The 25,025-nt window shown below is 71.9% G+C and carries 24 protein-coding genes; 6 read left to right on the top strand and 18 right to left on the bottom strand.

Going from position 1 to position 25,025, the window contains the following annotated elements; genetic code table 11:
* Positions 1-31 precede the first annotated feature (31 nt).
* From ACQEV1_RS34640 to ACQEV1_RS34610, 7 genes are all read right to left on the bottom strand, one after another.
* On the bottom strand, positions 32-979 hold the full coding sequence (locus tag ACQEV1_RS34640; protein ID WP_433399564.1) for an N-acetylmuramic acid 6-phosphate etherase: 948 nt from the start codon (positions 977-979) through the stop codon (positions 32-34).
* Positions 980-1,006: 27 nt separating this feature from the next.
* Positions 1,007-1,930 (bottom strand): MurR/RpiR family transcriptional regulator, encoded by a 924-nt coding sequence (locus ACQEV1_RS34635; RefSeq protein ID WP_285629807.1) that lies wholly within the window; start codon positions 1,928-1,930, stop codon positions 1,007-1,009.
* 2 nt (positions 1,931-1,932) lie between these two features.
* Positions 1,933-2,931, bottom strand: coding sequence for an ABC transporter ATP-binding protein (locus ACQEV1_RS34630; protein ID WP_285629809.1), 999 nt, complete (start codon positions 2,929-2,931; stop codon positions 1,933-1,935).
* On the bottom strand, positions 2,924-3,928 hold the full coding sequence (locus tag ACQEV1_RS34625; RefSeq protein WP_285629811.1) for an ABC transporter ATP-binding protein: 1,005 nt from the start codon (positions 3,926-3,928) through the stop codon (positions 2,924-2,926). Before ACQEV1_RS34625 ends, ACQEV1_RS34630 begins: the two co-directional genes overlap by 8 nt.
* A gap of 64 nt (positions 3,929-3,992) precedes the next feature.
* Positions 3,993-4,889 (bottom strand): ABC transporter permease, encoded by an 897-nt coding sequence (locus tag ACQEV1_RS34620; RefSeq protein WP_433399559.1) that lies wholly within the window; start codon positions 4,887-4,889, stop codon positions 3,993-3,995.
* A gap of 19 nt (positions 4,890-4,908) precedes the next feature.
* Entirely contained in the window at positions 4,909-5,871 is a 963-nt protein-coding gene (locus tag ACQEV1_RS34615) for an ABC transporter permease (protein WP_433399556.1), read from the bottom strand.
* Between the two features lie 13 nt (positions 5,872-5,884).
* The gene (locus ACQEV1_RS34610) at positions 5,885-7,444 is read right to left on the bottom strand and encodes an ABC transporter substrate-binding protein (protein ID WP_433399553.1); all 1,560 of its coding nucleotides are present in this window, start codon (positions 7,442-7,444) and stop codon (positions 5,885-5,887) included.
* Positions 7,445-7,528: 84 nt separating this feature from the next.
* On the opposite strand from ACQEV1_RS34610, the gene ACQEV1_RS34605 reads away from it, so the two are divergent.
* Genes ACQEV1_RS34605 through ACQEV1_RS34595 form a run of 3 tightly spaced genes read left to right on the top strand, consistent with a single transcriptional unit; the run spans position 7,529 to position 10,340 of the window.
* Positions 7,529-8,659: a serine hydrolase domain-containing protein gene (locus ACQEV1_RS34605; protein ID WP_433399550.1), complete on the top strand. Its 1,131-nt coding sequence runs from the start codon at positions 7,529-7,531 to the stop codon at positions 8,657-8,659.
* On the top strand, positions 8,650-9,819 hold the full coding sequence (locus ACQEV1_RS34600; RefSeq protein WP_433399547.1) for an anhydro-N-acetylmuramic acid kinase: 1,170 nt from the start codon (positions 8,650-8,652) through the stop codon (positions 9,817-9,819). The genes ACQEV1_RS34605 and ACQEV1_RS34600 overlap by 10 nt, the downstream gene beginning before the upstream one ends.
* Positions 9,816-10,340 carry an N-acetyltransferase family protein gene (locus tag ACQEV1_RS34595; RefSeq protein ID WP_433399544.1) on the top strand — a complete coding sequence of 175 codons (525 nt, stop codon included), beginning with the start codon at positions 9,816-9,818 and terminating at the stop codon, positions 10,338-10,340. Before ACQEV1_RS34600 ends, ACQEV1_RS34595 begins: the two co-directional genes overlap by 4 nt.
* A 20-nt stretch (positions 10,341-10,360) precedes the next feature.
* On the opposite strand, the gene ACQEV1_RS34590 is transcribed toward ACQEV1_RS34595, so the two are convergent.
* The gene (locus ACQEV1_RS34590) at positions 10,361-11,131 is read right to left on the bottom strand and encodes a helix-turn-helix domain-containing protein (RefSeq protein WP_433399541.1); all 771 of its coding nucleotides are present in this window, start codon (positions 11,129-11,131) and stop codon (positions 10,361-10,363) included.
* A gap of 78 nt (positions 11,132-11,209) precedes the next feature.
* Here ACQEV1_RS34590 and ACQEV1_RS34585 point away from each other — a divergent pair, with 78 nt between their 5' ends.
* Positions 11,210-11,623: a VOC family protein gene (locus ACQEV1_RS34585; protein WP_433399538.1), complete on the top strand. Its 414-nt coding sequence runs from the start codon at positions 11,210-11,212 to the stop codon at positions 11,621-11,623.
* A gap of 42 nt (positions 11,624-11,665) precedes the next feature.
* Here the strand turns inward: ACQEV1_RS34585 and ACQEV1_RS34580 are convergent, their stop codons facing one another.
* Entirely contained in the window at positions 11,666-12,715 is a 1,050-nt protein-coding gene (locus ACQEV1_RS34580; protein ID WP_433399535.1) for an aldo/keto reductase, read from the bottom strand.
* Positions 12,716-12,809: 94 nt separating this feature from the next.
* On the opposite strand from ACQEV1_RS34580, the gene ACQEV1_RS34575 reads away from it, so the two are divergent.
* A complete protein-coding gene (locus ACQEV1_RS34575) occupies positions 12,810-13,193 on the top strand; it encodes a MerR family transcriptional regulator (protein WP_285629828.1) in 384 nt (127 codons plus the stop codon).
* A 57-nt stretch (positions 13,194-13,250) separates the two neighbouring features.
* Here the strand turns inward: ACQEV1_RS34575 and ACQEV1_RS34570 are convergent, their stop codons facing one another.
* The 4 genes from ACQEV1_RS34570 to ACQEV1_RS34555 form a co-directional block, all read right to left on the bottom strand.
* Positions 13,251-13,991, bottom strand: coding sequence for a class I SAM-dependent methyltransferase (locus ACQEV1_RS34570; protein ID WP_285629830.1), 741 nt, complete (start codon positions 13,989-13,991; stop codon positions 13,251-13,253).
* Positions 13,992-14,070: 79 nt separating this feature from the next.
* Positions 14,071-15,777, bottom strand: coding sequence for a tectonin domain-containing protein (locus ACQEV1_RS34565; protein WP_433399531.1), 1,707 nt, complete (start codon positions 15,775-15,777; stop codon positions 14,071-14,073).
* A gap of 14 nt (positions 15,778-15,791) precedes the next feature.
* The gene (locus ACQEV1_RS34560) at positions 15,792-19,112 is read right to left on the bottom strand and encodes a DUF2961 domain-containing protein (protein ID WP_433399528.1); all 3,321 of its coding nucleotides are present in this window, start codon (positions 19,110-19,112) and stop codon (positions 15,792-15,794) included.
* A gap of 181 nt (positions 19,113-19,293) precedes the next feature.
* A complete protein-coding gene (locus ACQEV1_RS34555; RefSeq protein ID WP_433399525.1) occupies positions 19,294-19,809 on the bottom strand; it encodes a DUF2199 domain-containing protein in 516 nt (171 codons plus the stop codon).
* Positions 19,810-19,967: 158 nt separating this feature from the next.
* On the opposite strand from ACQEV1_RS34555, the gene ACQEV1_RS34550 reads away from it, so the two are divergent.
* Positions 19,968-20,450, top strand: a complete 483-nt coding sequence (locus ACQEV1_RS34550; protein ID WP_433399522.1) for a cupin domain-containing protein — start codon at positions 19,968-19,970, stop codon at positions 20,448-20,450.
* 68 nt (positions 20,451-20,518) lie between these two features.
* Here the strand turns inward: ACQEV1_RS34550 and ACQEV1_RS34545 are convergent, their stop codons facing one another.
* The 5 genes from ACQEV1_RS34545 to ACQEV1_RS34525 all read right to left on the bottom strand — a co-directional run bounded on the left by ACQEV1_RS34545 (position 20,519) and on the right by ACQEV1_RS34525 (position 24,965).
* Positions 20,519-20,956, bottom strand: coding sequence for a VOC family protein (locus ACQEV1_RS34545; protein WP_433399520.1), 438 nt, complete (start codon positions 20,954-20,956; stop codon positions 20,519-20,521).
* Between the two features lie 80 nt (positions 20,957-21,036).
* Positions 21,037-21,855 (bottom strand): APH(3'') family aminoglycoside O-phosphotransferase, encoded by an 819-nt coding sequence (locus ACQEV1_RS34540; RefSeq protein ID WP_433399517.1) that lies wholly within the window; start codon positions 21,853-21,855, stop codon positions 21,037-21,039.
* Positions 21,856-21,982: 127 nt separating this feature from the next.
* Positions 21,983-22,630, bottom strand: coding sequence for an aspartate/glutamate racemase family protein (locus ACQEV1_RS34535; RefSeq protein WP_433399514.1), 648 nt, complete (start codon positions 22,628-22,630; stop codon positions 21,983-21,985).
* Between the two features lie 20 nt (positions 22,631-22,650).
* Entirely contained in the window at positions 22,651-23,544 is an 894-nt protein-coding gene (locus tag ACQEV1_RS34530; RefSeq protein ID WP_433399511.1) for a hypothetical protein, read from the bottom strand.
* On the bottom strand, positions 23,541-24,965 hold the full coding sequence (locus ACQEV1_RS34525; RefSeq protein WP_433399509.1) for an FGGY-family carbohydrate kinase: 1,425 nt from the start codon (positions 24,963-24,965) through the stop codon (positions 23,541-23,543). Before ACQEV1_RS34525 ends, ACQEV1_RS34530 begins: the two co-directional genes overlap by 4 nt.
* Between the last annotated feature and the right edge of the window lie 60 nt (positions 24,966-25,025).

The raw sequence follows: 25,025 nt of genomic DNA, 5'->3' as shown, positions 1-25,025 counted from the left end.
CCCATCGCGGGCCGACGTGACGGCGCCCTCGTCAGGAGTGGAGGTCGGCCGGAGGCGCGGGGCGCACGTTCAGAGCCGCCAACGCCTGCCGGACCCGCCCTCCGGACTCCGCCAGCGCGGCGCGGCAGTCCTGCGGTGTCACCGATCCGGCCGGGGGCTGCCCCGCGAGCAGGTAGACCAGCGCGGTCTTCAGATCGCCGCACACGTCGAGTGCCGCCCGGCAGTCGGCGTCGTCCGCTCCCGTGGCCTGGACGAGCAGCCGCACCATCCGCCCGCGCAGCTTCGCGTTCGTCGCCCGCATGTCGACCATGAGGTTGCGGTAGGTGTGGCCCAGCCGGACCATCAGCGCGGTCGAGAACGAGTTCAGGAGCAGCTTCTGCGCGGTGCCGGCCTTGAGCCGGGTCGATCCCGTGAGGGCCTCCGGCCCGGTGTCCGCGACGAGCACATAGTCCGCGAGTTCGGCCAGCGGGGCGTTCGGGTTCGAGGTGACGAGCGCGGAGGACGCCCCGGCCTCCCGGGCGGCCGTCAGCGCCGCTCCGACGTAGGGGGTGCGGCCGGAGGCGGTCAGGCCGATCACCACGTCCGCGGCGGTGACGTCGGCGGTGTCGCTTCCATCGTCGTTGTCCTCGGCGTCCTCGACGGCGCGCAGCAACGCCGTGGTGCCGCCGGCATGATGAGCGATGACCACGCCTTCGGGCAGCCCGAACGTCGGGAGCAGTTCCGCCGCGTCGAGCACGCCGAGACGTCCGGACGTGCCCGCGCCGAAGTAGTGCACCCGGCCGCCGCCGGCGACCCGGGCCGCGGCGTCGTCCACCAGCCTGGCCAGTTCGGGCAATGCCGCGGCCACCGCGTCGGGGACGACACGGTCCTCATCGTGAAGCAGGCGGACGAGTTCGAGCGTCGACACGGCGTCGAGTTCGGTGGTCCGGGCGTTGACCTGCTCGGTCGGGGACGTGACCCGGATTCCAGAGTGGTTCACGAATGGCCTTTCCATGGGCGGCGTTGTTCAGCGGGTCTCCCCACCGCGCGGTTGGGGCGTTGTCCGGGTGACCCGGCGATCGGCGATGGCGTGCCGGGTCGCGTCGAGTGCGGCGATGGCCTGGTCGTAACGGCGCTGGGCGACGGCGGTGAACAGCACGTCGACCACACTCAGCGCGGCGATCCGCGACGCCGTCGCTCCGGAGCGGAAGGTCGTCTCCCGGTCGACCGTGGTCAATAACACGTCCGCCGCGGCGGCGAGCGGTGAGTTCGGTACGCCGGTCAGCGCGATCGTCCGGGCGCCGTGCGCGCTCGCCTCGCGGATGACGTCGACGGTGTCCGGCGTCGTACCGGTGTGCGACACGCCGATCGCGACGTCGGCCGGTCCGAGCAGCGCGGCCGCGGTCAGGGCCGCGTGGGTGTCGTGCCAGGCGTAGGCGATGAGTCCGATCCGGTGCAGCTTCTGGTGCAGGTCGAGGGCGACGACGGCGCTCGCGCCGACGCCGACGATGTCGACCCGGCGCGCGCCCGCGGTGAGCGCGACCGCCTTGGCCAGTGCCGCGCGGTCGAGGTTACGCGCCGTGTCGGCGATCGCCTGCTGGTCGGTGAAGGTGACGGTGTCGATGATCGAGTCAAGGTCGTCGTCGCGGCTGATGTCGCTCCCGATCGGGCGGTTCGCCGCCCGCTCCTGCTCGCGTCCCGACTCCGCCGCGAGTGCGATCCGCAGTTCGCGGTACCCGCGCAGCCCGAGTTCCTGGCACAGCCGCAGCACCGTGCTCTCCGAGGTCTGCGCGGCCCGCGCGAGTTCGGAGATGGTCTGCGTGGCGGCATGCGCCGGCTGACCCAGGATGTAGGTCGCGACCCGCCGTTTGGACGGCACCAGCGACAGCTGGAGCCCGCGCAGTGTGGTCAGCACGTCCTGCTGCGGGCCGGGCGAGTGATCGGTGGCCACGGTTACCCGTTCGTCCCGTCCGCCGTCGCCGCCTCGCTCTGCACGACATGGCAGGCCAGCCGATGCCGGCCGGACGCGGGCAGCATGAGCGGCTCGACACTGCGGCATCGATCTTCGGCCAGCGGGCATCGCGGGTGGAAGCGGCACCCGGACGGCGGGTCGGCGGCGTCCGGGACCTCGCCGGTGACCACCAGCTCGGTCGGCGGAGCGTCGAGCCCGGGGTCGGCGATCGGCACCGCCGTCTGCAGCGCCCGGGTGTACGGGTGCCCGGGGGTGTCGGAGACGACGTCCCACGGCCCGTACTCGACGATCTTGCCCAGGTACATCACCGCGATCCGGTCGGCGAGGTGGCGCACCACGCCGAGGTCGTGAGAGATGAACACGAAGGTCAGCCCCAGCTCATCGCGGAGCCGGACCAGCAGATTGATGATCTCCGCGCGGACCGAGACGTCCAGCGCCGAGACGGGCTCGTCCAGGACGAGGATCTGCGGCTGGACGGCGAGCGCGCGGGCGATCCCGATGCGTTGCCGCTGCCCGCCGGAGAGCTGGTGCGGGTACCGGCCGGCGGTGGACGGCGGCAACCCGACGGTCTCGAGCAGCTCGCCGACGCGTCCGTCACCGGACGGCAGCCGGTGCACGCTGAGGACCTCGGCCAGCGCGGCGCCGATCCGCTGCCGCGGATCGAGGGAGGCGTACGGGTCCTGGAAGACGAGCTGGATCCCGCGCCGCAGTTCGCGCAGTTCTCCCCGCTTGGCGAGGTCGATCCGCCGCCCCAGGATCTCGACGCTTCCGGAGTCCGGCCGTTCGAGCCGTGTCAGCAGTCGCGCGAGCGTCGACTTCCCGCAGCCGCTCTCCCCGACGACGCCGAGCACCTGGCCGCGCTCGACGCTCACGCTCACGCGGTCGAGCGCCTGGACCTCGCCGCGCCCCGGTGTGCGGTAGTGCTTGACGACGTCGCGTACGTCGATCGCGATCTCGCCGGACGTCGGCCGGTCAGGCACGGCCGGTCACCCCCGCGGACGGTGCGTGCCAGTCCTCGCGCGGCACCCAGCATGCGGCTCGTGAGCCGGCACGGTCGATCAATGGAGGCTCCTCCGTGTCGCAGCGGTCCTGTCGATGGGCGCAGCGCGGCGCGAACGGGCAGCCGGGCGGGAGCGCGGACAGCGCGACCGGGCTGCCGCCGATCTGCGGCAACGGCGCCTGGTGCGGATCTCCCGGTGTCGGCAGCGAGCGCAGCAGGCCGTCGGTGTAGGGGTGGTGCGGGGTGGCGAACAGCGAGCGGGTACGGGCCAGCTCGGTGACCCGGCCGGCGTACACCACGGCGACCCGGTCGGCGATCCGCGCCACCACGCCGAGGTCGTGGGTGATCCAGACGACGGCGATGCCGTACTCGTCCCGCAGTCTGGCGACCAGCTGGATGATCTGCTGCTGGATCGTCACGTCCAGCGCCGTCGTCGGTTCGTCGGCGATGAGCACCTTGGGGCGGGGCGCGATCGCGCACGCGATCAGCACGCGCTGCCGCATGCCACCGGAGAGCTGGTGCGGATAGAGCCTCATCAGTGCCTGCGGCGAGGGCAGCCCCACCTCGCCGAGCACGGTCACCGCCCGGTCGCGGGCCGCGTCCTTCGACCAGCCGTGGGCCTGCAGCCCCTCGGTCACCTGCCGGCCGATGCGCATCATCGGGTTCAACGACGTCATCGGATCCTGGTAGACCATGCCGACCTCCGCGCCGCGGACGGTGCGGCGCTCGGGCTCGCGCAGCGCCACCAGATCCCGGCCCTCCAGCAGGACCTGGCCGCTGGTGACCTCGGCGCCGGCCGGCAACAGGCCGGCGATGCTCAGCGCGGTGAACGACTTGCCCGAACCGGACTCGCCCACCACCGCCAGGGTCTCGCCGCGGTCGACCTCGAGGTCGACCCCGCGCAGGATCTCCAGCGGCCCGGACGGAGTGCGGATCGCGGTGTGCAGGCCCCGTACCGCGAGTATCGGTTCGCTCATGAGCCCTCCTTCGTCGGAGAAGCGATCCCGGCGCGCGTGTTTTTGATTCGCTCGCTCCGCTCCCTCATGGGCGGGAGTCCCTTCGCGGATCGAGCGCACTGCGCAGGCCGTCGCCGAGGAGGTTGAGCGTTATCACCGCGATGACGATCGCGAGTGCGGGGAAGGTCAGCGTCCACCAGGCGGTGGCGACGGTGTTGCGCGCGTCGGAGACCATCAGGCCGAGGCTGGGAGTCGGGGGCCGGGTACCCAGGCCGAGGAACGACAGCGCGGACTCGGTGAGGATCGCCCAGGACAGCGCCAGTGTCACCTGCACCACGATCGGCGCGCTCACGTTGGGGAGCACGTGGCGGAGCAGGATCCGCGGCAGTGGCGTGCCGAGAACCCGCTGCGCCTTGATGTACTCCGCGCCGCCGACCGTGAGCGTCGGCCCGCGCGAGACGCGGGTGAAGATCGGGGTGTAGACGACGGCGATCGCGATCGCGGTGTTCTGCCAGCCGTTGCCGAGGGCGCTGACGACCGCGAGTGCCAGCAGGATCGCGGGGAACGCGAAGAGAATGTCGATGAAGCGGCTGACGATCTGGTCCACCCAGCCGCCGAAGAAACCGGCGCTGATCCCGAGGACCGAGCCGATCACGGCCGCTGCCGCCACCGAGACGACCGCGACACGCAGCGACGTCCAGATTCCGACGGCGGCGCGGGCGGCGATGTCCCGGCCGAACTGGTCGGTGCCGAACCAGTATCGGCTCGACGGGCCCTGCAGCCGGGCGGCCGGGTGCTGCGCGATCGGGTCGTGCGGCAGCATCCCGAGCGCGCCGAGCACCGCGATGACGGCGAGCAGCACGATGACGGTGAGGCCGATCCGCCCGTTGCGGTCCCGCCAGATCCGGGCGAGCAGCGACGACCGGCCGGGCGCGGCGGGCACGGAGCCCATCGGCTCGGCCACCGTAGGCAGCACACTCACGAGGTCTCCTTTCGCTCGCTCATGAGGCACGCGTCCTTGGGTCGATCATTCGGTAGAGCAGGTCGACGAGCAGGTTCACCAGCACGAACAGCACCGCGATGACCAGTACCGTGCCCTGCACCACCGGGTAGTCCCGGTTGGAGATGGCGGTGAACAGCAGGCGCCCCATACCGGGCAGCGCGAAGATCTGCTCGATGATCACGGTGCCGCCGAGCAGGTAGCCGAACTGGATACCGGTCAGCGTGACGATGGGGATGGTGGCGTTACGCAGGATGTGGGACCTGCGGACCCGACCGGGCGACAGGCCCTTGCCGCGCGCGGTCCGCACGTAGTCGGCGTCCGCCATCTCGACGTACTCCGATCGGGTCGTGCGCATCACGTTGGCCGCGAACGCGACCGCGAGCACGAGCGACGGGTACAGGATCTGGCTCATGTTCCCCGACACCGAGCGGGTCAGCGGCACGAAGGTGCCGGTGTCGGGGAAGTAGTGGAAGGCCTCCGCGAGGATCGTCACCACGGCGGTGCCGAGCACGAACTCGGGGATCGCCAGGCCGACCAGCGACGCGCCCTGGGTGAGCGAGTCGGAGGCCCGCCCCGGCCGGCTGCCGGCGAGCACACCCAGCACCACGCCGAAGGCGGTGCCGATCAACGCCGACAGCACGGCGAGTTCGACCGTCACCGGCAGCGATGACGCCACCAGGCTGGTGACGGACCTGCCGTTGGTCAGCGACAGCCCGAGGTCGCCGTGCGCGACACCCGAGATCCACGCCCAGAGCTGGGCGAACCAGGGCCGGTCGATCCCGTAGAAGTGCTCGAGTGAGGCACGCTGCGCCGGGGTCAGCGTGCCCGACTCGATGCCGAGCGAGGCGGTGATCGCGTCTCCGGGGATGGTGCGCAGCACGACGAAGACGACCACTGTCACCCCCAGCAAGGTGATCAGCGCGCCGAGGGCCCGTGCCCCCAGCCATCGCCAGTTCAGCATCGGCTCGCCCCTCTCAGGACGTGGCGGTCAGCGAGCTGAGCAGCTCGTCCGGCCGTGGCGTGAACCCGTGGACGTTCGAGCCGACCAGGTAGTAGTCGTCCGAGCGGAAGGTCCAGACCCACGGCGACTCGGTCAGCAGCTCCTTCTGGAGGTTGCGGAAGGTTCCCTGCCGCTTGCCGTCGTCACTGGTGGCGTTGCCCTGGGTGAGCAGGTCGGCCAGCGTCGAGGAGTTCAGGCCCGCCGGCTTCGCGAGGCTTCCGCCGGAGGTGAAGTAGCGCCCGTACATCAGGAACGGGTCGTACGAGCCGCCGTTCAGCGCGACGGCGGCGTCGTAGTCGGCGTCGAGCCACGCCGACACGTACGGCCCGGTGGAGAGCTGCTTGAGCGTGAGCTTCACGCCGATCTTGGCGAGCTGTGACTGGAGGTTCTGGGCCTCGGCGCCGGCGGTCGCGTACTCGCCGGTCTCGACGATGGTGGTGAGGCTGAAGCCCTGTGCGTACCCGGCGGCGGCCAGCATCGACTTGGCCTTGGCGGTGTCACCCGGGGTGCAGGGCAGCCCGTCCGTCGGCGAGTACGCGAAGGCGGGGCTGGTGATGGGGCCCGTGACGGTGCCGTCGCCGTACGCCGCCGTCTGCATGACCTGGTTGCGGTCGACGGCGCAGCTGATGGCCTGCCGGACCTGCTGGTTCTTCAGCGGTCCCTTCCGGCCGTTGAGCATCAGCACGTGGTAGGCCAGGGCCGGCTGCTTGACGAGCGAGTACGCGTCGGCCTTGCCGGCCTGGCGGGCGACCCCGGGGTCGGAGATCAGGCCGAGCTGGAAGGCGGAGGCCTTCATGCCAGACAAGATCGACGACTCGTCCGGGATGACACGGAACTCGAGTTTCTTGATCTTCGGCGCGCCGCCGAAGTACTTCGCGTTGCCGGTGAGGACCACCTGCTGGCCGGGGTTCCAGGCGCTCCAGGCGAACGCTCCGGTCCCGTTGGGCTTCTTGCCGACCGTCCCGGCGGAGATGTCCTTGGCGGACTCGATCGAGGAGTTCACCGTCGTCAGCGAGTAGAGCAGCGAGGCCGACGGCTGGGACAGGTGCAACACCACTGAGGTGTCGTCGGGAGCGTCCACCTTCTTGATGGCGACCAGGTTCGAGCGGGAGACCGCACCGGTCTTCTGGTCGAGGATCCGCTCGATCGACGCCTTGACGTCCTTGGAGGTGAACGGCGAACCGTCCTGCCAGGTCACGCCCGAGCGGAGGGTGAAGTCGAGCGTCTTCCCGTCGGAGGAGGTGGTCCACTTGGTCGCCAGATCGGGCTGGATCTGGCCGGTGGGGCTGGTCTTGACCAGCGTCGAGTAGACGAGTCCCAGCGTCTGCTGTGTCTGGAACGCGGTCGCCAGGTGCGGATCGAGCTTGTCGATGTCACCCGTCCGGGCGACGACGAACGTCGAGCCGCCGGACGAGGAGTTCTGTGAACCGCTGGGCGAGCACGCGGCCAGTCCCGCTGCCACGGTGACGGTGGCGGTGAGGGCGACGGCGCCGGTACGGAACCGGACGCCGCCGCGAGGGGTGGGGGGTGTCATACGAGGTCCTCCGAGCGACGAGTTACGCAGAGGGTAATGGTTGACCTGAATGACATTCAACAGGTGAACGATTAACCTGATCCCGTGTCCGAAATAACCCGACTCACCGCGGACCCCCTGGTCACCGCCGTCACCGACCTGCTGGGCGCGTCCCCCGACGGCGGCGCCGCGCCGCCCGGAGCGCTCGTCGCCGTCGCCGAGGGCGAGCGGATCCGCTATGCCGCAGGGGGATTCGCGCGGCACGGCGCGGCCGGGCCCCCGGTCGAGATGGGCTGGGCGACACGGACGGACGCCGGGTCGGTGAGCAAGATCGTCGGTACGACGGCCGCGCTGATGGCGCTGGTGGACGCCGGCGAGGTCGCGCTGGACGCGCCGGCCGCCCGCCATCTGCCGGAACTCGACCGGGACAGCACCGTGCGCGACCTGCTCGAACACCGGGCAGGCCTGCGGGAATGGTGGCCCCTGTACCTGAACGGCGCCCGCTCCGGTGACGCCGTCTCCCTCGCCGCCCGGATGCCGCTCCGCTACCGGCCGGGCGAGGGACGCCATTACTCGGACCTCGGGTTCATCCTGCTCGGCGAGCTGGTCGCACGCGTCGCCGGCGGCGGCCTCGCGGCGGCAGTGGACGAACTGGCGCTACGGCCGTTCGGGCTCGCCGAGACGCGCTACGCCACGCCGGTGCCGGGCGGACCGGTCGCCGCGAGCTCGAACGGCGACAGCGTCGAACAGGGCATGATCGCGTCCGGTGTCCCGTACCCGGTCGACGGTGTCGTCGCCGACTTCGACGGCTGGCGCGACCACGTCCTGGTCGGCGAGGTCAACGACGGCAACGCCTTCCACGCGTTCGACGGGGTCGCCGGACACGCCGGGCTGTTCACGACCGCCGCCGACCTCCTGCGGTTCGCGACGGGCCTGCTGCGCTGCCTCGACGGTGACGGGCCGGTACGGCGCGACACGGCCGCCGCCTTCCTCACCGCCGGCGCCGACCCCGGTCAGGCCCTGGGGCTGCGCGTCTGGAGCCTCCCCTCTGGCCGCGCCATCGGGCATACCGGTTTCCCCGGAGTCGCGGTCGCGGTACTGCCCGAGCGCCGAGCCGCCGTCGCGATGATCACCAACCGGCTGCACACGACGGGCCCGTTCCGGGCGACCGAACAGATGTGGCTGCGGGTACTCGCCGCGGCCGAGGCCCACCTGAGGAGACCGACATGGACCTGACCGTCATCGGCATGATCAGTGGTACGTCCTATGACGCGATCGATGCCGCCGCCGCCGACTTCTCGCTGGCCGATGACGAGATCGTCTGCCATCCTCGCGGGCTGTACAGCGAGGACGTCCCGGACGAACTCCGGGCCCGGATAGCGGCCGCCCTGCCGCCGCACCCCACCACCATGGAAGAGGTGTGCCGGCTCGACACCGAGCTGGGCCGGTTGTTCGGCTCGGTCGCCGCGGCGGCCGACGACCACCTCACCGGTGGTTCCGCTGACCTCATCGTCTCCCACGGGCAGACCGTCTTCCACTGGGTCGAGGGCGCACACGCGCTCGGCACGCTGCAGCTGGGGGCCGCGGCCTGGATCGCCGAGGCGACCGGGGTGACCACCGTCTCCGACCTGCGCACGCGCGACCTCACCCGCGGCGGCCACGGCGCGCCGCTCGCCTCCACCCTGGACGCACTGCTCGTCCTCGGAGACGAGGCCCGGCGCGGTTCCCTCAACCTCGGCGGCATCGCCAACATCACCGTGCGAGACCGGGACGGAAACGTGATCGCGTACGATCTCGGCCCCGCGAACGCCCTGATGGACAGCGCCGTCAGCGACGCCACCGCGGGCGCGGAACGCATGGACGCCTCGGGGGCGCGGGCGGCACGAGGCACGGTGCACGCCGCACTGCTCGACCGGCTGCTCGCCGAGCCGTACTACCGGGCCGCCCCGCCCAAGTCCACCGGCAAGGAACTCTTCCACGCCGACTATGTCCGCGACGCCGTCGGCGAGCTGGAGATCGGCACCGACGACCTGCTCGCGACGCTCACGGAACTGACCGCACGGCTCGTGGCCGACGCGTGCCGGACGCACGACCTGACCGAACTCGTCGTCGCGGGCGGCGGGGTGCGCAACCCGACCCTGATGCGGCGCATCACCGAACTGGCCGCACCGGCGCGCGTCCGGCCGGTCGAGGACTTCGGCCTGCCGGCACAGGCGAAGGAGGCCTACCTGTTCGGCCTGCTCGGCTACCTCTCCGTCCATGGTCTCGAGGGCACCATCGCGTCCGCGACCGGCGCGCGCACCGGATCGATCCTGGGATCCCTGACCCCGGGTGCGACACCGCTGCGGCTGCCGGAGCCGGCCGTCGTGCGGCCACGTCGGATGGTCGTCAAGTGACCGCCTACCGGGAGGCGGTCGCCGGCGACCTGCCCGCGATGGCCGACATCTTCGTGGCCGCCTGGCGCTCCGGGTACCGAGGGGTCGTGCCGGACGAGGTGATCGACGCCCTCGACGCGGACACCGTCGCGGCCGACCTGGCCGCGCGCCTGGACGACCCCGGCCTCACGACCGTGCTCGCCGTCGGCGCCGGCGGGCGGCCGGTCGGGTTCGTCCGCTACGGCGACGACGCCGATCATCCCGGCGAGGGCTACCTGGCCGCGCTCTATGTCCATCCGGCCGCGTCGGGTGCCGGCGTCGGACGCGGTCTGCTCGGCCGCGCGATCGACGCGATGCCCGGCGTGGACGTCAGGCTGTGGGTGTTCGAGGACAACGACCGGGCACGCGCGCTCTACGAGCGCGCCGGCTTCCGCCCCGAGGGCGCGCGGCTGACCGACCCGCGCTGGCGGACGCCCCAGGCCAGGTACCTCCGCCCAGGCGATTCCGGCTCTCCCGAGGGGGATGCCCCGGCGCCGTCATGAGCCCGGCCGGCGCGGGAGGCTCATTCGTGGCGTGCCTCGCCGCCCGTGGAGGTGTGCACGAGGACCGAGGCGTCCGCGGCGCCGACCGGTCGCAACAGGGAGAGGGTCATCGGGACGCCGCGCACCTCCACGGTGGTCGGCGTGAAGTCCGCCACCGACCGGCATTCCCACCAGTGCGCGAGGTCGGGGCGCTCGGCGGCCAGCAGCCCGCGGATGTCGCGCACGCGGGGATCGCCCGGCCGCCGGTCGGCGCCCGTACGGAACTGGCCGTACAGGCCGCGGGCGAGACGTGCCCAGTCCGGGACCGCGTCGCGGAGCTCACCGACGAGCAGGAGCAGGAGGTTGCGCCGCTCCCGTGTGACCTTCGACAGGTCGAGCACCATGTCGCGGTACGCGGGGTTCCACCCGTCGATGTCGAGGCGTTCGTCGAGGATCAGCGACGGGGTGCCGGGCCAGGGATCGATGAGCCGCCGCAGGTGGTCGCGGTCCGCCGGTGGTGCCGTCTCCTCGTGGTATCCGGCCAGTTCGAGGGCGTGGCGGCGGGACCCGGGGTCCATGCGCAGGACCCGGCACACCGAGTCGAGCACCTGCCGGGAGACCGCGACCCGGCCCTGTTCGAGCCAGGTGTACCAGGCGATGCTCACGCCGGACAGCGCCGCCACCTCCTCGCGGCGCAGTCCCGGCGTACGGCGCCGCGCGCCCGCGCTCAGGCCCACGTCGGCGGGTGCGGTGTGCTCACGCACTGCCCGGAGGAAACCGCCGAGTTCGCGGCGGAGCGGATCGGGGGACATGCGGCCAGCCTATGAGTCTGGCCAACAGGACAATTCGTGTACTGCCACGTTCGCGGAACGCGCGACAGGCTGACTGCCATGACACAACAGATCTGGCGCCGCGACCCCGACTCGTCCCACCGGACGGAGCCCCGTGTCCTCATCCGGGTCTTCGTCGGGCCGGGCGAGCTGGACGAGGCCATCGGCTTCTACGAGACGTCGCAGGGCACGACGCTCGACATGCGGATGCCCTATCCGGAGAAGAACCTCGTGCTGGCCGCGGTCGGCGCGTTCCTGATCATCGAGGGTGACGAGGAGTCCCTGCGCCCGTACCGCGCCACGACCGGGACGCTCCTCGTCGACGACGTCGAGCCGTACCACGAGCGGCTGCTGAGCGCGGGCGCCGAGATCGTCGGGCCGCTCAGGCAGGTGCCGGTCGGTGCCGGCTTCACCGTGCGGCACCCCGACGGGGCGGTGGTGGAGTACGTCCACCATCGCCCCGTCGCGGACTGACGCTTCCCGACCCGGAACCCTCGCGCGCCCGCCCCGGCGCCGTCATGCCGCCGGCCGGTCCGGCAGGGGTCGTCTGCGCTGCGCGGTCTCGGCCAGCGCCGGATGGGTCCACGCACCGTCCGGGTGGTAGACGTTGGTGCCGGGCGGCACGATCGCGTCGATGCGGTCCAGTGTGTCGTCGTCCAGGGTGAGCGCCGCTCCCTTGAGCAGTGCCTCCAGCTGTTCCATGGTGCGTGGCCCGATGATGACCGAGGTGACGGCCGGGTGCGCGGCCGCGAAGGCCACGGCCAGTTCGGGCAGGCTGCTCCCGATGCCGGCCGCGACCTCCACGAGCTGCTCGACGACGTCCAGCTTGGCCGCGTTGACCGGCAGCGAGGGGTCGAAGCGGCCGGGGGTGAGGGCGGCGCGCCCGGTGTTCAGATCGACGTCCTGTCCCTTGCGGTAGCGGCCGGTAAGGAAGCCCGAGGCGAGCGGCCCCCAGGTCAGCACGCCCATCCCGTACCGACGGCAGGCCGGCAGCACGTTCGCCTCGACGCCGCGGGCCAGGATCGAGTACGGGGGTTGCTCGGTGCGGAACCGGTGCAGCCCGCGGCGCTCGGCGACGTGGTAGGCGTCGGCGATCTCCTCGGCGGGGAACGTCGAGCAGCCGAACGCGCGGATCTTCCCCTGCCGCACCAGGTCGGTCAGCACGGACAGGGTCTCCTCCACGTCGGTGGCGTGGTCCGGGCGGTGGACCTGGTAGAGGTCGATCCAGTCGGTGCCCAGCCGCCGCAGGCTGTCCTCGACCGCCGAGGTGATCCAACGCCGGCCGTTGCCGCCGCGGTTGCGGCCCTCGCCCATCGGGAAGTGCACCTTGGTGGCCAGCACCACGTCGTCGCGCCGCCCCTTCAGGGCCTTTCCGACGATCTCCTCCGACTCGCCCGCCGAGTACATGTCGGCGGTGTCGACGAAGTTGATCCCGCGATCCAGCGCGGCGTGCACGATACGGACGCAGTCGTCGTGGTCGGGATTGCCGACCGCGCCGAACATCATGGTGCCCAGGCAGTGCACGCTGACTTCCATACCGGTACGGCCGAGATAGCGGTAACGCATGGTGAGACTCCTGTGAGGGACCGGAGGTGGCTTGACTCGTCCGCCGCACCCTAGATGCTGGACCCGACTCCAGCTCAAGTCCCATCCTGGAGGCGTGAGCGATTCCCCAACCCTGACCATCGGCCAGGTCGCCGCGCGTACCGGCCTGAGCGTGGACACTCTGCGCTTCTACGAACGCGAGGGCATCCTGGCCAACCCCGTACGGCGCGGCCCGGGCGGCCGGCGGGTCTACGCCGAGCACGACGTCGACTGGCTCAACCTCTGTATCGTGCTGCGCTCCTCGGGAATGCCCATCCCCGCGATCCGCCGTTACACCGAACTGGCCCGCCAGGCCGGCACCGAGACCGACCGGCTGGCCCTGCTGCGCGAGCATCAGGGGCAGATCTTCGCCCAGCTCGCCGGACTTCACCGCTGCCTCGACGTGATCAACCACAAGATCGCCGTCTACGAGGACTACCTGGACCGGCCCGCGGAGTGATCCCTCGTACTCCCTGCCCGGCGGTGGGAAGCCACCGACGTCCGGTCCGGCCGGCTCTCACGGGCACTCGGCCGCGGCGATCAGGAAGTTCGGGAGGTGGACGTAGCCGTCGATGCCCGGCGTGGTCCGCCTCGCTTCGCGCGCGATGTCGGGGTCGAGCCCCGGCTCGGCGAGTTCCCGCAGGCGGCAGCCCAGGGCGGCGAGTTCGTTGAGGTAGGCCGAGATCGGCCGATGGAAGTCGGGGGCGTACTTCTGGGCCATCTCGTAGTCCTCCAGATACCGCCGCACGCGATATTCGCCGTGTTCACGCCACGTCGCCCACAGGTGCTCGAAGGCCGGATGGTTGACGGAGAAGACGAACAGCCCGCCGGGCCGTGCCGCGCGCACGCAGGCACGCATCGCCGTCTTCCAGTCGGGTATCGCCGGCAGCACCATGCTGCAGACGACGGCGTCGAAGGGCTCGCCGAGATCCGGCAGGCCGGTCAGATCCGCCTGGACGTACTCGATGCCCTGCCGATGTTCGCGTTCCTTCTCCCACGCGTAGGCGAGGAGCGCGTCGGTGGGTTCGACGCCGACCACGTGGGCGTGGCGGGCGGCCAGCAGGCGACTGAGGTAGCCGTGCCCGCATCCGGCGTCCAGTATCCGGCGCCCGCGTACATCCCCCAGCATGCGCCACAGCACCGGGTTGAGCAGATGACGCTTGGCGAAGTCCCCTTCCGGCTCCATCGCGTCGAGCGCCTCGCGAGGGAGGGTGTTCCACTGCCGGATCACCGCTTCGTTCGTCCAGTCCGTGGTCATCCGCGCGATCTTAGTGACGGACCGGCCACCTCCTGTCAAAAGAACATGAGTGCGCCCTCGCCGTCTTCCACTTCTGGTGTCAGGGGCCGCCGACGACCTCGGAGACGGGGTCGCCGACGCGGGTCCAGCCGGTGCCGTCGCCGGACCAGGCGAACAGGCCCGCCCCGGAGGCGCCGTACAGCGACGTGTCGTTCACCGTGAACACGTCGCCCGGACCGCCGGCACGGGCCCAGGTGTTCTCCACGCCCAGGTAGTGGTAGACGTCGCCGGTGTTCGGGTCGGTGGCGAAGAGGTCCTCACCGCCGGCGTGGATGCGGCTCGCCGGGCCGCCGATCTGGGTCCACGTCGTGCCGTTGCCGGTCCACTCCACCACCTTCGAGCGGTCGGGGGTCAGCCCGTACAGGCCGTTGGCGTTCACCGCGAACGATGCGCCGGGGCCGCCGATCCGGGTCCAGTTCTCCGGGGTCCCGTTGTAGCGGTAGATGTCGCCGGTGTCCGGGTTCGTGGCGAACAGGTCGTTGCCGCCGGCGTAGATCTGGGCCGCCGGGCCGCCGATCCTCGTCCACGCGGTGCCGCTGCCGGTCCACCGCAGGACCATGGAGTGGTCGGGGGCCAGCGCGTACAGGCCGTCGGCGTTCACCGCGAACGATGCGCCGGGGCCGCCGACCCGGCTCCAGTTCCCCGGCGTGCCGTTGTAGCGGTAGAGGTCACCGGTGCCGGGGTCCGTGGCGAACAGGCCGTACCCGCCGCCGTACAGGTGCCCCGCCGGGCCGCCGACCACGGTCCAGGACGAGCCGTCCCAGCGCGAGACGGCGGACCGGTCTGCGGGCATCGCGTACAGGTGAGGGCCGCTGACCGGGCCGTCGTGCCAGGTCAGCGGGGCGAGGTAGACGCCGCCCCTGCCCCAGCCCGCGGCGCTGATCCACCACGCGCCGTTCTGGTCCAGCACCGGCTCGGCGGCGTGCGAGGCGATGTGGCCCACCGCGTCGGCCAGGGCGAAGTGGAACGGGTCGCGGCTGCGGTACACGTCGGTGCCGGAGTAGTCCAGCCGCGGGCCGATGAACAGGTACCACCAGTCGCCGCGGTGCACGACGAACGGCGACTCGGTGTTGCCGCAGCAGTCGCCGGTGGTCGGGTCGGTGTAGGCGATGTTCCGCCCGCTCCAGTGGATCAGGTCCGTGCTCGTGCGGTACGCGACGACGTGGTCGCCGCCCGACGGCGCGCTGGTCGCGTCGTAGTACATGACCCACTGGTCGCCGACGCGGGTCACCATCGGGTCCCGTGCCTCGTACCCGTCGCGGAACAGCGGACCGCTCGCCAGTCGGGTCCAGTGGATCAGGTCGGTCGAGGTCGCCAGGCTGATCGCGGTGGCGGTCAGGTCGGTGCCGCCGCCGTTGTAGAACATGTAGTACGTGCCGCCGACGTGGATGACGTGCGGCGCCCACAGGTGCGTCTCGCCGAAGTAGGAGCGGTCGACGGTCAGCGCGGGCGCCTGCTTGGTCCACGGGCCGCCGAGCGAGGGTGCGGTCGCGTGCGCGAACTCGATCTCGTTGACCGGGTCGGCGGGCTCGGCGTGGGTGATGCCGAACATGTGCCAGGTGCCCGCGTCGTCCCGTACGAACGTGTGGTCGTTGATGTACCACTGCTGGGTCGGCGTGCTCGGGTCGTAGATCTTGCTGAAGGCGCCGGCCGTCACCCAGGCGCCGGCGACCGGCGACGCCTTCGCGGGCACGCAGGTCAGGGCGGCGGCGAGCGTCGCGAGGGAGACGAGAAGGATCCTTCGCACGGGATGTCCTTTCCTCACGGCAGCAGCCTGCTGGGCTGCGGCCACTCGTCGTCGGCGGCGAAGTGGTCGTGCCACTTCCAGCCGTCCTGGACGAACCGGGCGCCGTCGGAGAGCGAGACGTAGACGTCGGCGGCCGTGCCGCGCGTGAACGTCACCGCGTCGGCGCGCCCGTCGCCGTCGAAGTCGCCGATGCCGGGCACCTCCGTCCCGGCGGCGAAGTGGTCGTGCCATTTCCAGGCGTCCTGGACGAACGTCGTTCCGTCGGACAGGGAGACGTAGACGTCGGCGGTGTCGCCGCGGGTGAAGGTGATGATGTCGTCCCTGCCGTCGCCGTTGACGTCCCCGACGGCCGGGAGCTCGTCGCCCAGCGCGAAGTGGTCGTGCCACTTCCAGCCGTCCTGGACGAACCTGGTGCCGTCGGACAGGGAGACGTAGACGTCGGCGTTCGTGCCCCGCGTGAACGTGATGATGTCCGCGCGCCCGTCGCCGTCGACGTCGCCGACCGCCGGGATCTCGTCGCCCACGGCGAAGTGGTCGTGCCATTTCCAGGCGTCCTGGACGAACTTCGTGCCGTCGGAGAAGGAGACGTAGACGTCGGCGGCGTCGCCGCGGGTGAAGGTGATGATGTCGTCCTTGCCATCGCCGTTGACGTCCCCGACGGCGGGGATCTCGTCGTTGATCGCGAAGTGGCTGTGCCAGACCGTGGCCGGCCCGAAGCCGGTGCCGTTCGACAGCGCCACCCAGACCTGGCCGTTCGTCCCGCGGGTGAACGTGACGATGTCGTCCTTGCCGTCTCCGTTGAAGTCGCCGGTCTCCGGCACCTCGGTGCCCGCCGCGAAGTAGTCGTCCCACTTCCAGCCGTCCTGGACGAACTTCGTGCCGTCCGACAGCGAGGCGTAGACGTCGGCGGCGTCGTCCCGGGTGAACGTCAGGGCGTCGTCCCGGCCGTCGCCGTCCAGGTCCGTACGGACCGGGTTCGCCGTGGTCGCGTCGAGCACCGCCGAGCCGGACCCGGCGTTGCCGGCGCCGTCGACCGCCACGACCCGGTAGTGGAGCGTCTGGCGGGCGGGCCGCGACCCGTACGTGAACACCGGCAGGCGCGAGGTCCCCACCAGCGTGGACGAGCCGATCGGCACGTCCGCCGAGGCCGAGGCGTAGACGCGGTAGGTCGTGACGCCGGAGTCGTCGGCGGGCTCGGTCCAGGCGAGGTGCACGGCGTGCTGCCGCCCGCCCGTCCGCACCAGGCCGGTCGGCGCGCCCGGCGGCGACGCGTCGGCGTACGGGGTGACGAGGCTGTCGGCGGTGTACCGCGCCGCCGTCCAGGCGGGTGCGCCCGCCACCGGCCGCAGCGTGACGGTCACCGACGTCCGGCCCACCGTCGCCGAGGCGGGCAGGGGGAACGCGTCGTCGCGCAGCCGGTGAGTGCCGTCGCCCTGCGGCTGGACCCAGGTGCCGACCGCGGTGCCGTCGACCAGCACGTCGGCCTTCTGGTACGCCGCCTGCTGGTCGGAGGCGCGGCGGAGCAGCACGCCCTGGTTGGCGGCGTCCGTGGTGACCTTGAACGCGACCTGGCCGGTGGTGCTCCGCACCTGCGCGGCGACCGGCACACCGTCGTCGTCGCCCTCGTAGGAGGAGTCCAGGGCGTACTGGCTCGCCGTGCCGGACTCGGTGTAGGCGTGGGCCGTACGGCTCGCCGCGTCGCCGGTCCGTACGGTGTCGGTGCGGTGGTTCGCCACGGTGGTCTGGGTGTAGAGGAAGGCGGTGGAGGAGTACTCCGCGTCCGCGTCGTCCTGCGGCCCGTGCTCGATCCCGAACCTCAGCGCGTGCGCGTACGGGACCGCGTCGGCGAGCATGAGCCGGTACGCCCCGTCGCACTCGTGGTCGCAGCCGCCGGCGTGCCGCTCGTGGCCGGGCTCGCCGTTGAACGGCGCGGTGAACGTGCCCCGGTTGAAGTACCAGCCGGACTCGTAGAAGTCCTCCGTCCCGGTGCCGTGCAGGTCGGGCGTACCGGAGCCGTCGGCGTACACGCGCTCGTCGCCTTCGAGGTACGCGCGGGTGTTGGCGCTGGTGTCCGGGATGAGGCCGCGCATCGTCTCGGAGACGCCGACGAACTTGCCGCGCCCGCCGGTGTCGGCGAACAGCCAGTCCGCGCCGGGCGTGGCGACGGCGCGGTGCGCCGAGGCGGTGAAGTACGCGGCCGGCCCGTTCGGCGCGAGGGCGTCCGTCCACTGGGCGTCGGGGGCCGACGTCAGCTCCACGCTGATCCCGCTCAGCGCGTGCGCGGTCCCGTTCACGAGCGCGACCGTCGCCGACCGGCGGTACGGCATCGGCCACCACGTCGAGTACCAGCCGCTCGCCGGGTCCACGCCGAACAGCAGCGAGCTCACCTTCTGCTCGCCGAGCCCCACGCCGAAGAACTCGCCGATCGGCGCGTCCACCGTGGGCCGGCCGTCGAAGGAGATCCGCAGCCGTACCTTGTCGAGCGTGTCGTCGGACCGGTCGGGCAGCCTGACGCGCAGTCCGGTGATGACGGCCGGGCCGGCGGGCTGGTCGACGCTCGCCGTGGCGCCCGCGGCGGGGGAGAGGCCGGCCGTACGCGTGGTCGCCCCGGAGACGGGCGGCTTGGGGTCGTTGGTGCCGGCCGCCCTGAGCATCGCGACGACGTCGTCGGCGTGGTCGGCCGGGTCGAAGGTGGCGACGCCGTTCGCGTCGGGGAAGTGCCGGTAGGTGACGTGGTAGAAGAGCGGGTCGCTCTGCGTGGTGACCGTCATGGAGGAGCGGTACGGCATCGGCACCTTGATGTACACGCCGCCGGAGCTCTGGTCCGCGTTGGCGACGAGCGGGCTGACGAACGGGGCGCCGTGGCCGCCGTTCACCACGTTCTGGAGCGAGTCGTCGAGGACCGTCCTCCCGTCGAGCACGATCGTGATCCGGCCGGTGGCGGACACGTCGCCGTTGTCGCGGGTGAACCAGATCGAACTGATCTCGCCGGGCCCGGAGTCCTCGGCGATGACGCATCCGCCGCCGGTGGTGCGCAGGCAGGAGTAGGTGCCGTTGAACCCGTCGTCGTTGCCGCCCGCGCGGTCGTAGCTGGAGAACTCGTGCGTGGTGACGCCGGTGGTGAGGTAGGGCAGCTGGTCGAGGTGCCGGTAGGTGTCCCAGCCGACCGGCCCCTTGCCGGCGGGCGTGGGCGCCGCCGCGGAGGCCGGGTGCGCCGTGACGAGCGAAGAGACGGCCAGCGCGAGCAGGACCGGAACCAGGCCCGCGAGCACGCGCCGCATCAGATGCGTGGGCTCGGCCCGGCGGCGGCCTTCGGCTCGTCGGGGAGAGGCCATCTCCGCCTCACTTTCCTCGCCTTGGCGGCGACGGTGGGCCGGGCCGTCGGGACGCCGGCCAGCTCAGAAATCGATTTCAGAAATCGATTTCTGACCGAGAACCTAAAAACCGGACGTACGGCTGTCAACGACCGGATCCGGACATCCGCCCTGTCTTGGGGCGCTCGCCTGGGCGACTCGGCTATCGCGGCCCAGGGTGGAGGAGCGTCTCGGCGATCCGCTGGACTCTCGCGCGGGTGATGCCCTGACGCTGCTCGATGGCGAGCGGGTGGGCGGTGGGCTCCAGCTCGACGGCCGGGCGTTCACCGACCGGGCGGGTGTGGAGGTTGGTCTTGAGTTCGACGGTGGTCGGTGAGTAGATCGGCAACTCCGTCGACAGCCAGCCGAAGTAGGGCGGCTCGGCTTCCCGGCCGGGGACGTCCCAGAGTCGTGTGGCGCGGGTGAAGTTCTTCTCGCTGAGCGAGACCCATACACCCCAGGTGAAGACCTCTCCGGTGTCGACGACCGGGATCTCGATCAGTCCGCGCACGAAGAACGCCTGCCGCTTGATCACGCACTGGTCGGAGGAGAGCTCGCTGTCCGGATCGTCCACCAGGTCGGGCGTCCAGAAGGCCGGGGCCGGAGCGGAGAAGGAGAGCGGCGGCTCGCCGTGGCGCCGGCCGCAGCACGAACACGTGAACCCTGGCTCATCCGACATGCCCGGAGACTACGGGATGGTGATCCGCAGTGCGGTGCGCGCGGTAAAGATCGGCTAGCCGCTGGATCATGCCAAGATCGTCTTATGTGGGGATATCGGCGTGCATTCCTTGATCCGGCCCGGTGCCGTGCGTCCATGACGACCGGGCTCGCGTGACGATGGCCGAGGACGAAGCGATGCGCCGGATGCTCCGCCCGTACGTCCTGGCCGCGGGCGAGGGAGAGCCGGCGGCGGCGCCCGAGGGCTCGGTCATGCGGGTGAAGGCGTCCGCCGAGTCGACCGACGGCGGCCTGGGCCTGCTGGAGGGCGTGGACGAGCCCGGCTTCGCGACGCCACTGCACCGGCACGACGTCGCCGAACTCTGGTACATCCTCGACGGTCACTACGACTTCTACGTCGCCGGCGAGTGGGTGCCCGCCGACACCGGAGGCGTGGTCTACGTCCCCGGCGGCCTGCCCCACGGCCTGCGCGCGGGCCCGGACGGCGGACGCAAACTGACCATGATGATCCCCGGTGGGTCCGAAGGCTTCTTCCGCGACGTACACCGCGCCCTTGAGGAGGACACGGCGACCCCGGAGACGTTCCGCGCGCTGGGCGCCGAGTACGGCATCGAGCTGATCGGCCCTCTCCCGGAAAGCTGACCCGACCGGTCTCGCAAGCACCGGCTCGTCACCCGCTCCGGCGCCGAAGTCCTGGGCCGGCACGAGCCTCAGAGCACGCAGAACTCGTTTCCCTCAGGGTCGGCCATCACCACGTGATCGGGTTTGCCCCGCAGTTCGTCTTCGCGTATCACCGTGGCACCGGCCGCGATCAATCGTTCGACCGCCTCGATCACGCGGGGCCATCGCACCTCCCACGGTGTTTCGCGGCCTCCGCCGACCTGGACGTCCAAATGCAGTCGGTTCTTCACCGTCTTGCCCTCCGGCACCTGCAGAAATGACAGGTTCGGACGCACGCCGTCCGGGTCGGACAGATAAGCGGCCTGATCCCTTTCTTCTTCGGGAACGCCGTAATGCGTGAACCATTCGTCCCAGCTTCCGAATCCGACTCGCGGCGGCGCCTGTACGTATCCCAAGGCCAGTGCCCAGAACTCCGCCAACTTCGCCGGTCGTGCACAGTCGATCGTCAGACTCCACTCGGTCGCCACGGATCCTCCTCGTCGAGATGCGCGGACCGTACCGCGTACATCCGACAACGGCGGCCGGCCGCAGGCGCTGCGCCGGATCACTAGCCCCAGGTGAGCGGATCGAGGTGGAGGTAAAAGGTCAGGCGGTCGTGATCGAGGGCGATGCCGTATCTCTCCTCGAAGGCCGCGTCGGCGGCCAGGGCCTGCTCCTCGTCCTGCCATGTCTCGCGGGCATTGGCCAGCAGCAGCGCCAAGTCGGCGTGGCGGTCGGCCAGGCCAAGGCGGCCCAGGTCGATGAAGCCCGCCACCTCCAGAGTCTCCGGGTCGAGGATGATGTTGGGCAGGCACAGGTCCCCGTGGCAGACGACCATGTCCGCGGCCTCTTGGTCGCGTCGCCGCGCGACCTGCTGGAGGAGCCGGGCCAGCAGTTCCGCGGGCGGCGTGTGCCGCTGCTCGACAGGCAGGAATCGCGGGTTCACGGCGTCACGGGCGACGACATCACGCGCCATGGCCACCGTTCCGTCCAGACCCTGGCGGAACGGGCACTGCTCGATGGGCACCTCGTGCAGTCCGCGCACCGCGTCCGCGATGCGTTCCCACGAGGCTCGCAGGTCCGCCGCGGGAACCTGATCCGCGGGTACGCCGGAAACCGCGCTGGTCACCAGGCAGGCGCCCGCGTCACCGGAGTGCCACTCGAGCACGCGAGGCCCCGGCACGCACTGGTCGTGCAGCCATGCGGTCCGGTCGCGCTCAGCCTCCAGGCCGGCCGCATCCGCAGCAGGTACGCACTTGGCATATCGGGCAGCGTCCGCGCTGCGAAAGACGGCGGCCTCAGATTCGCCCGTAGTGACGGACAGCCATTCGCCGCCGCCGTCACCCGCACCCAGCAGCGCCGGCTGAGGACCAGGATGACCGCTCATCGCAACCACTCTAGTCAGCCCGGCACAGTGTCGATCGCCAGTGCTGGGCGCCGGCCCCCGGGCCGAAGTGCGGCCGTTCGAGCGGTTCCTTTCCGAGGGAGGGGTGTTCGTCTACGCGCGACGCTCGTCAGGTGGTGGCGTACGGGCGGAGCTGGCGGACTCCCGAGCGGGGTGAGGTGAGGACCGGGACGGTCACCTCTCCGGCCGGGAGGGCGTCGACCACGCGGGCCATGCTGGCCTGGGCCAGGACGAGGACGTCGACCTCCGCGGCCAGGCGGCGGGCCTCGGCGGCGACGATCGTGTCGTGGCGTTCCGTATCGCCCGCCTTCAGCGCCTCGAACGCGCCCGGGCACACCGACTCCCGGAACTCGCGAGGGCCGGTCGCCCGGCGACGCAGCAGGTCGCCGGTCGGTCGCAGGGTCGCGGCGAGCGTGGCCAGGATCCCGATGCGCCCGCCCGCGCGTACCGCCTCGGCGGCCATCGGCGCGTCCACCCGGTACACCGGAATGCCGGCCTCCGCGTTCGCCTCCTCCGCCGCCTCGCCGATCGAGGAGCACGTCACCAGCATGGCCGCCGCGCCGGACTCCTCCGCGAACCGCGCGTAGTCGGCGACGCGGCGGCGGGTGCGCGGCAGCAGGCCGTGCTCGACCGTGTCCCGCAGCAGCGTCTCGTCCACCATGTTGACCGCGTCGACCGCGCCGACCTCGACCGGAAGCAGACCGGCGAAGACCGCGGGCAGGCTCGTCACGGTGTGCAGCAGACACACAAGGGTCATGGGCTTCCTCTCAGCGTGCATCAGCCGGCCTCGGTCCACGGGCGGCCGTACCGGTCGACGGTCTCGCCCAGGCGCCGCAGCCGGTCGGCGGATCGGGTCCGCAGCGCCTCGGCCGGGTCGGGCGTGGCGATCGCGTCACGCCACAGGGCGCGGCCGGCGAGCATGCCGGAGGCGCCCGCGCGGCAGGCCGCCTCGACGGCCGCCGGGAAGTCCGCCGCCTCGACGCCGTTGGACAGCACGACCCAGGGCCGGGCGAGCCGGCCGTCCAGCTTCTCGCAGGCGCTCACCAGCTCGCCCATCGAGCCGCGTCCCCGGCGCGGCACCTGCGCCTTGTACAGGCTCGGTCCCGAGGGGCCGAGCGCGGCGGCCGCGTCGAGGATCGCCGCGTCCAGGTCGAAGCCGGTCTGCCCGGGTGCCGGGACGGCGACGGGTTCGAGCACCGACAGCAGCCCCGCGTCACGGCAGAGGGCGACGAACCGGTGGGCCATCTCCTCCCGTCGCGCCTCCTGGCCGTCGCGCTTCCAGATGACGAGCAGCTTCAGCGCCACGACGCCGTCGCGCCGTGCCCGTCCAGGGTCGACCGCCAGGTCCAGTTCGGTGTCCTCGACGGCGCCGCCCGGCGGCTGGGTCAGCGCGTCGGCGGCCAGGATGAGCCCGCAGCCCGGCGGCAGCGACCGCTCCCGTACGAGGTCGGCGAAGGCGTAGTGCCGGTCGATCAGGAACGCCGAGGCCAGCGGCCCGAGCACGGCCGCCACCTCCAGCTTGAACGCCGTCAGGGCGGCGTCGTCGGACGGGTGTCCGTCCTCGGCGAGCATGGTACGGAGGCTGTCACGCTGGTCCATGGCGACCATGGCGAAGGTTCCGGACGGCCGCGCGAGGCGGTCGAGGGTGGGGTCGAGGGTGGGAGAGGTCATGGTGCTTCCTGTTCGTCGGAGGGAGAGGGCGCCGTGGCCAGCGGCAGGAACCTCGACCGGTACGCCTCCTCCCACTCGGGTGCGGGGACGGGAGCCCGGGGTGGAGCAGGGACGAAACCGTCCGGAAGGCCGATCGCGCGGCCGGCGAGCTGGGCCGCGCCGAGCGCCGCGCCGTGCGCGCCGGGCACGACCGCGAGCGGCGCCGGGGTCAGCCGTGCCTTGATCCACATCCAGGTCGGGTTGGCGGCCGGCCCGCCGAACACCGTGACCGAGCCGGGCCGTACGCCGCCGCCCGCCGTGTCGAGCATCCACCGGGCCTGCATCGACAGCCCTTCCAGCACGGCGCGGCCCAGGTCGGCGAGCGTGTGTTCGGGCCGCAGGCCGTGCATGGACAGCGTGCGGCGCGGATCCGGTTCCGGGGCGGCACGGCCCCGCAGGTACGGCAGCACGGTGATGCCGGTCGGCGGGGCCTCGGGCGGGCCGACGAGCTCGGTGAACCACCGGTGCGGGTCGGGATGGCCGGCCGGCGCGATCCGTCCCAGCAGCCACTCGACCAGCCCGCCGCTGGCGGGCAGGCCGCTGATCAGGCAGTACGACGCGCCGTCGACGAACGGGCCGACGGTCGCGCCGTCGACGACCCGCGCGGGTACCGCCGCGACCGGCGTCACGATCGCCTCCGCGGTGCCCATGGAGTCGGCCACCCGCCCCGGCGCGCGGACCCCGGCCGCCCATGCGGCGGCCATGTGGTCGTGACCGGCCACCACCACCGGCGTACCGGCGAGCAGCCCGGTACGCCCGGCGGCGGCCGTGCCGACCCGCCCGGCCACGCCGGTGACGACCGGGGGCAGCCGGTCGGGGGACAGACCCGCCAGGTCGAGCAGGTCGGGCCGGTAGGCGCCCTGGTGGATGTCGTAGGCACCGGTACGGGAGGCCAGTGTGGGGCTGGTGGCGACCACGCCGGTGAGCGAGGCGGCGACGAGGTCGGCGGCGCTCACCCAGCACGCCATGCGCCGGAGCACGTCGGGGGCGTGACGGCGCAACCGCATCCAGCGGGCCAGCGGCAGCTTCGCCCCCGGACGCAGGCCGGTGACGGCGAAGAACGCCTCGGACCCCACCTCGGAGGCCAGCACGCCGGCCTCGTCCGCGGCGCTCCGATCGCGCCAGTCCAGCAGCGGCCCGGCCGGATCGCCGCCCTTATCCAGCGGTACGCCGGTCTCGGCCATGCTCGCGACGCCGACGGCGGCGGGCGCCGTCCCGGCCTCGGCCACACACTCGGCGAGCAGCCGCAGCGCGGTCGTGCGCAGGGCGTCCGCGTCACCGGGCGTCCGGTCCCGACGAGAGACGAGGGACGTGCCGTCGGCGCGGTAGAGGGCGACCTTGGTATGCGTCGTGCCGATGTCGAGACCCGCGAGCGTGCTCATGAGCGTCACGCCGCCTCGCCGGCCGGCACCGCGCCGAAGGCACCGGCCGCCGCTCCTGCG

It is taken from the genome of Actinoallomurus sp. CA-142502 (assembly GCF_050936355.1).
Lineage (GTDB): Bacteria > Actinomycetota > Actinomycetes > Streptosporangiales > Streptosporangiaceae > Actinoallomurus > Actinoallomurus iriomotensis.
The sequence above is the reverse complement of the archived record's forward strand: the minus strand, read 5'-3'. Positions and strand labels throughout refer to the sequence as shown.

Bases quoted from the DNA above. Each gene is read 5' to 3' on its own strand.
- ACQEV1_RS34625 (WP_285629811.1), bottom strand. From the start codon at position 3,928: ATGAGCGAACCGATACTCGCGGTACGGGGCCTGCACACCGCGATCCGC.
- ACQEV1_RS34615 (WP_433399556.1), bottom strand. From the start codon at position 5,871: ATGCTGAACTGGCGATGGCTGGGGGCACGGGCCCTCGGCGCGCTGATC.
- ACQEV1_RS34610 (WP_433399553.1), bottom strand. From the start codon at position 7,444: ATGACACCCCCCACCCCTCGCGGCGGCGTCCGGTTCCGTACCGGCGCC.
- ACQEV1_RS34600 (WP_433399547.1), top strand. From the start codon at position 8,650: ATGGACCTGACCGTCATCGGCATGATCAGTGGTACGTCCTATGACGCG.
- ACQEV1_RS34590 (WP_433399541.1), bottom strand. From the start codon at position 11,131: ATGTCCCCCGATCCGCTCCGCCGCGAACTCGGCGGTTTCCTCCGGGCA.
- ACQEV1_RS34585 (WP_433399538.1), top strand. From the start codon at position 11,210: ATGACACAACAGATCTGGCGCCGCGACCCCGACTCGTCCCACCGGACG.
- ACQEV1_RS34580 (WP_433399535.1), bottom strand. From the start codon at position 12,715: ATGCGTTACCGCTATCTCGGCCGTACCGGTATGGAAGTCAGCGTGCAC.
- ACQEV1_RS34570 (WP_285629830.1), bottom strand. From the start codon at position 13,991: ATGACCACGGACTGGACGAACGAAGCGGTGATCCGGCAGTGGAACACC.
- ACQEV1_RS34560 (WP_433399528.1), bottom strand. From the start codon at position 19,112: ATGGCCTCTCCCCGACGAGCCGAAGGCCGCCGCCGGGCCGAGCCCACG.
- ACQEV1_RS34555 (WP_433399525.1), bottom strand. From the start codon at position 19,809: ATGTCGGATGAGCCAGGGTTCACGTGTTCGTGCTGCGGCCGGCGCCAC.
- ACQEV1_RS34550 (WP_433399522.1), top strand. From the start codon at position 19,968: ATGGCCGAGGACGAAGCGATGCGCCGGATGCTCCGCCCGTACGTCCTG.
- ACQEV1_RS34540 (WP_433399517.1), bottom strand. From the start codon at position 21,855: ATGAGCGGTCATCCTGGTCCTCAGCCGGCGCTGCTGGGTGCGGGTGAC.
- ACQEV1_RS34535 (WP_433399514.1), bottom strand. From the start codon at position 22,630: ATGACCCTTGTGTGTCTGCTGCACACCGTGACGAGCCTGCCCGCGGTC.
- ACQEV1_RS34530 (WP_433399511.1), bottom strand. From the start codon at position 23,544: ATGACCTCTCCCACCCTCGACCCCACCCTCGACCGCCTCGCGCGGCCG.
- ACQEV1_RS34525 (WP_433399509.1), bottom strand. From the start codon at position 24,965: ATGAGCACGCTCGCGGGTCTCGACATCGGCACGACGCATACCAAGGTC.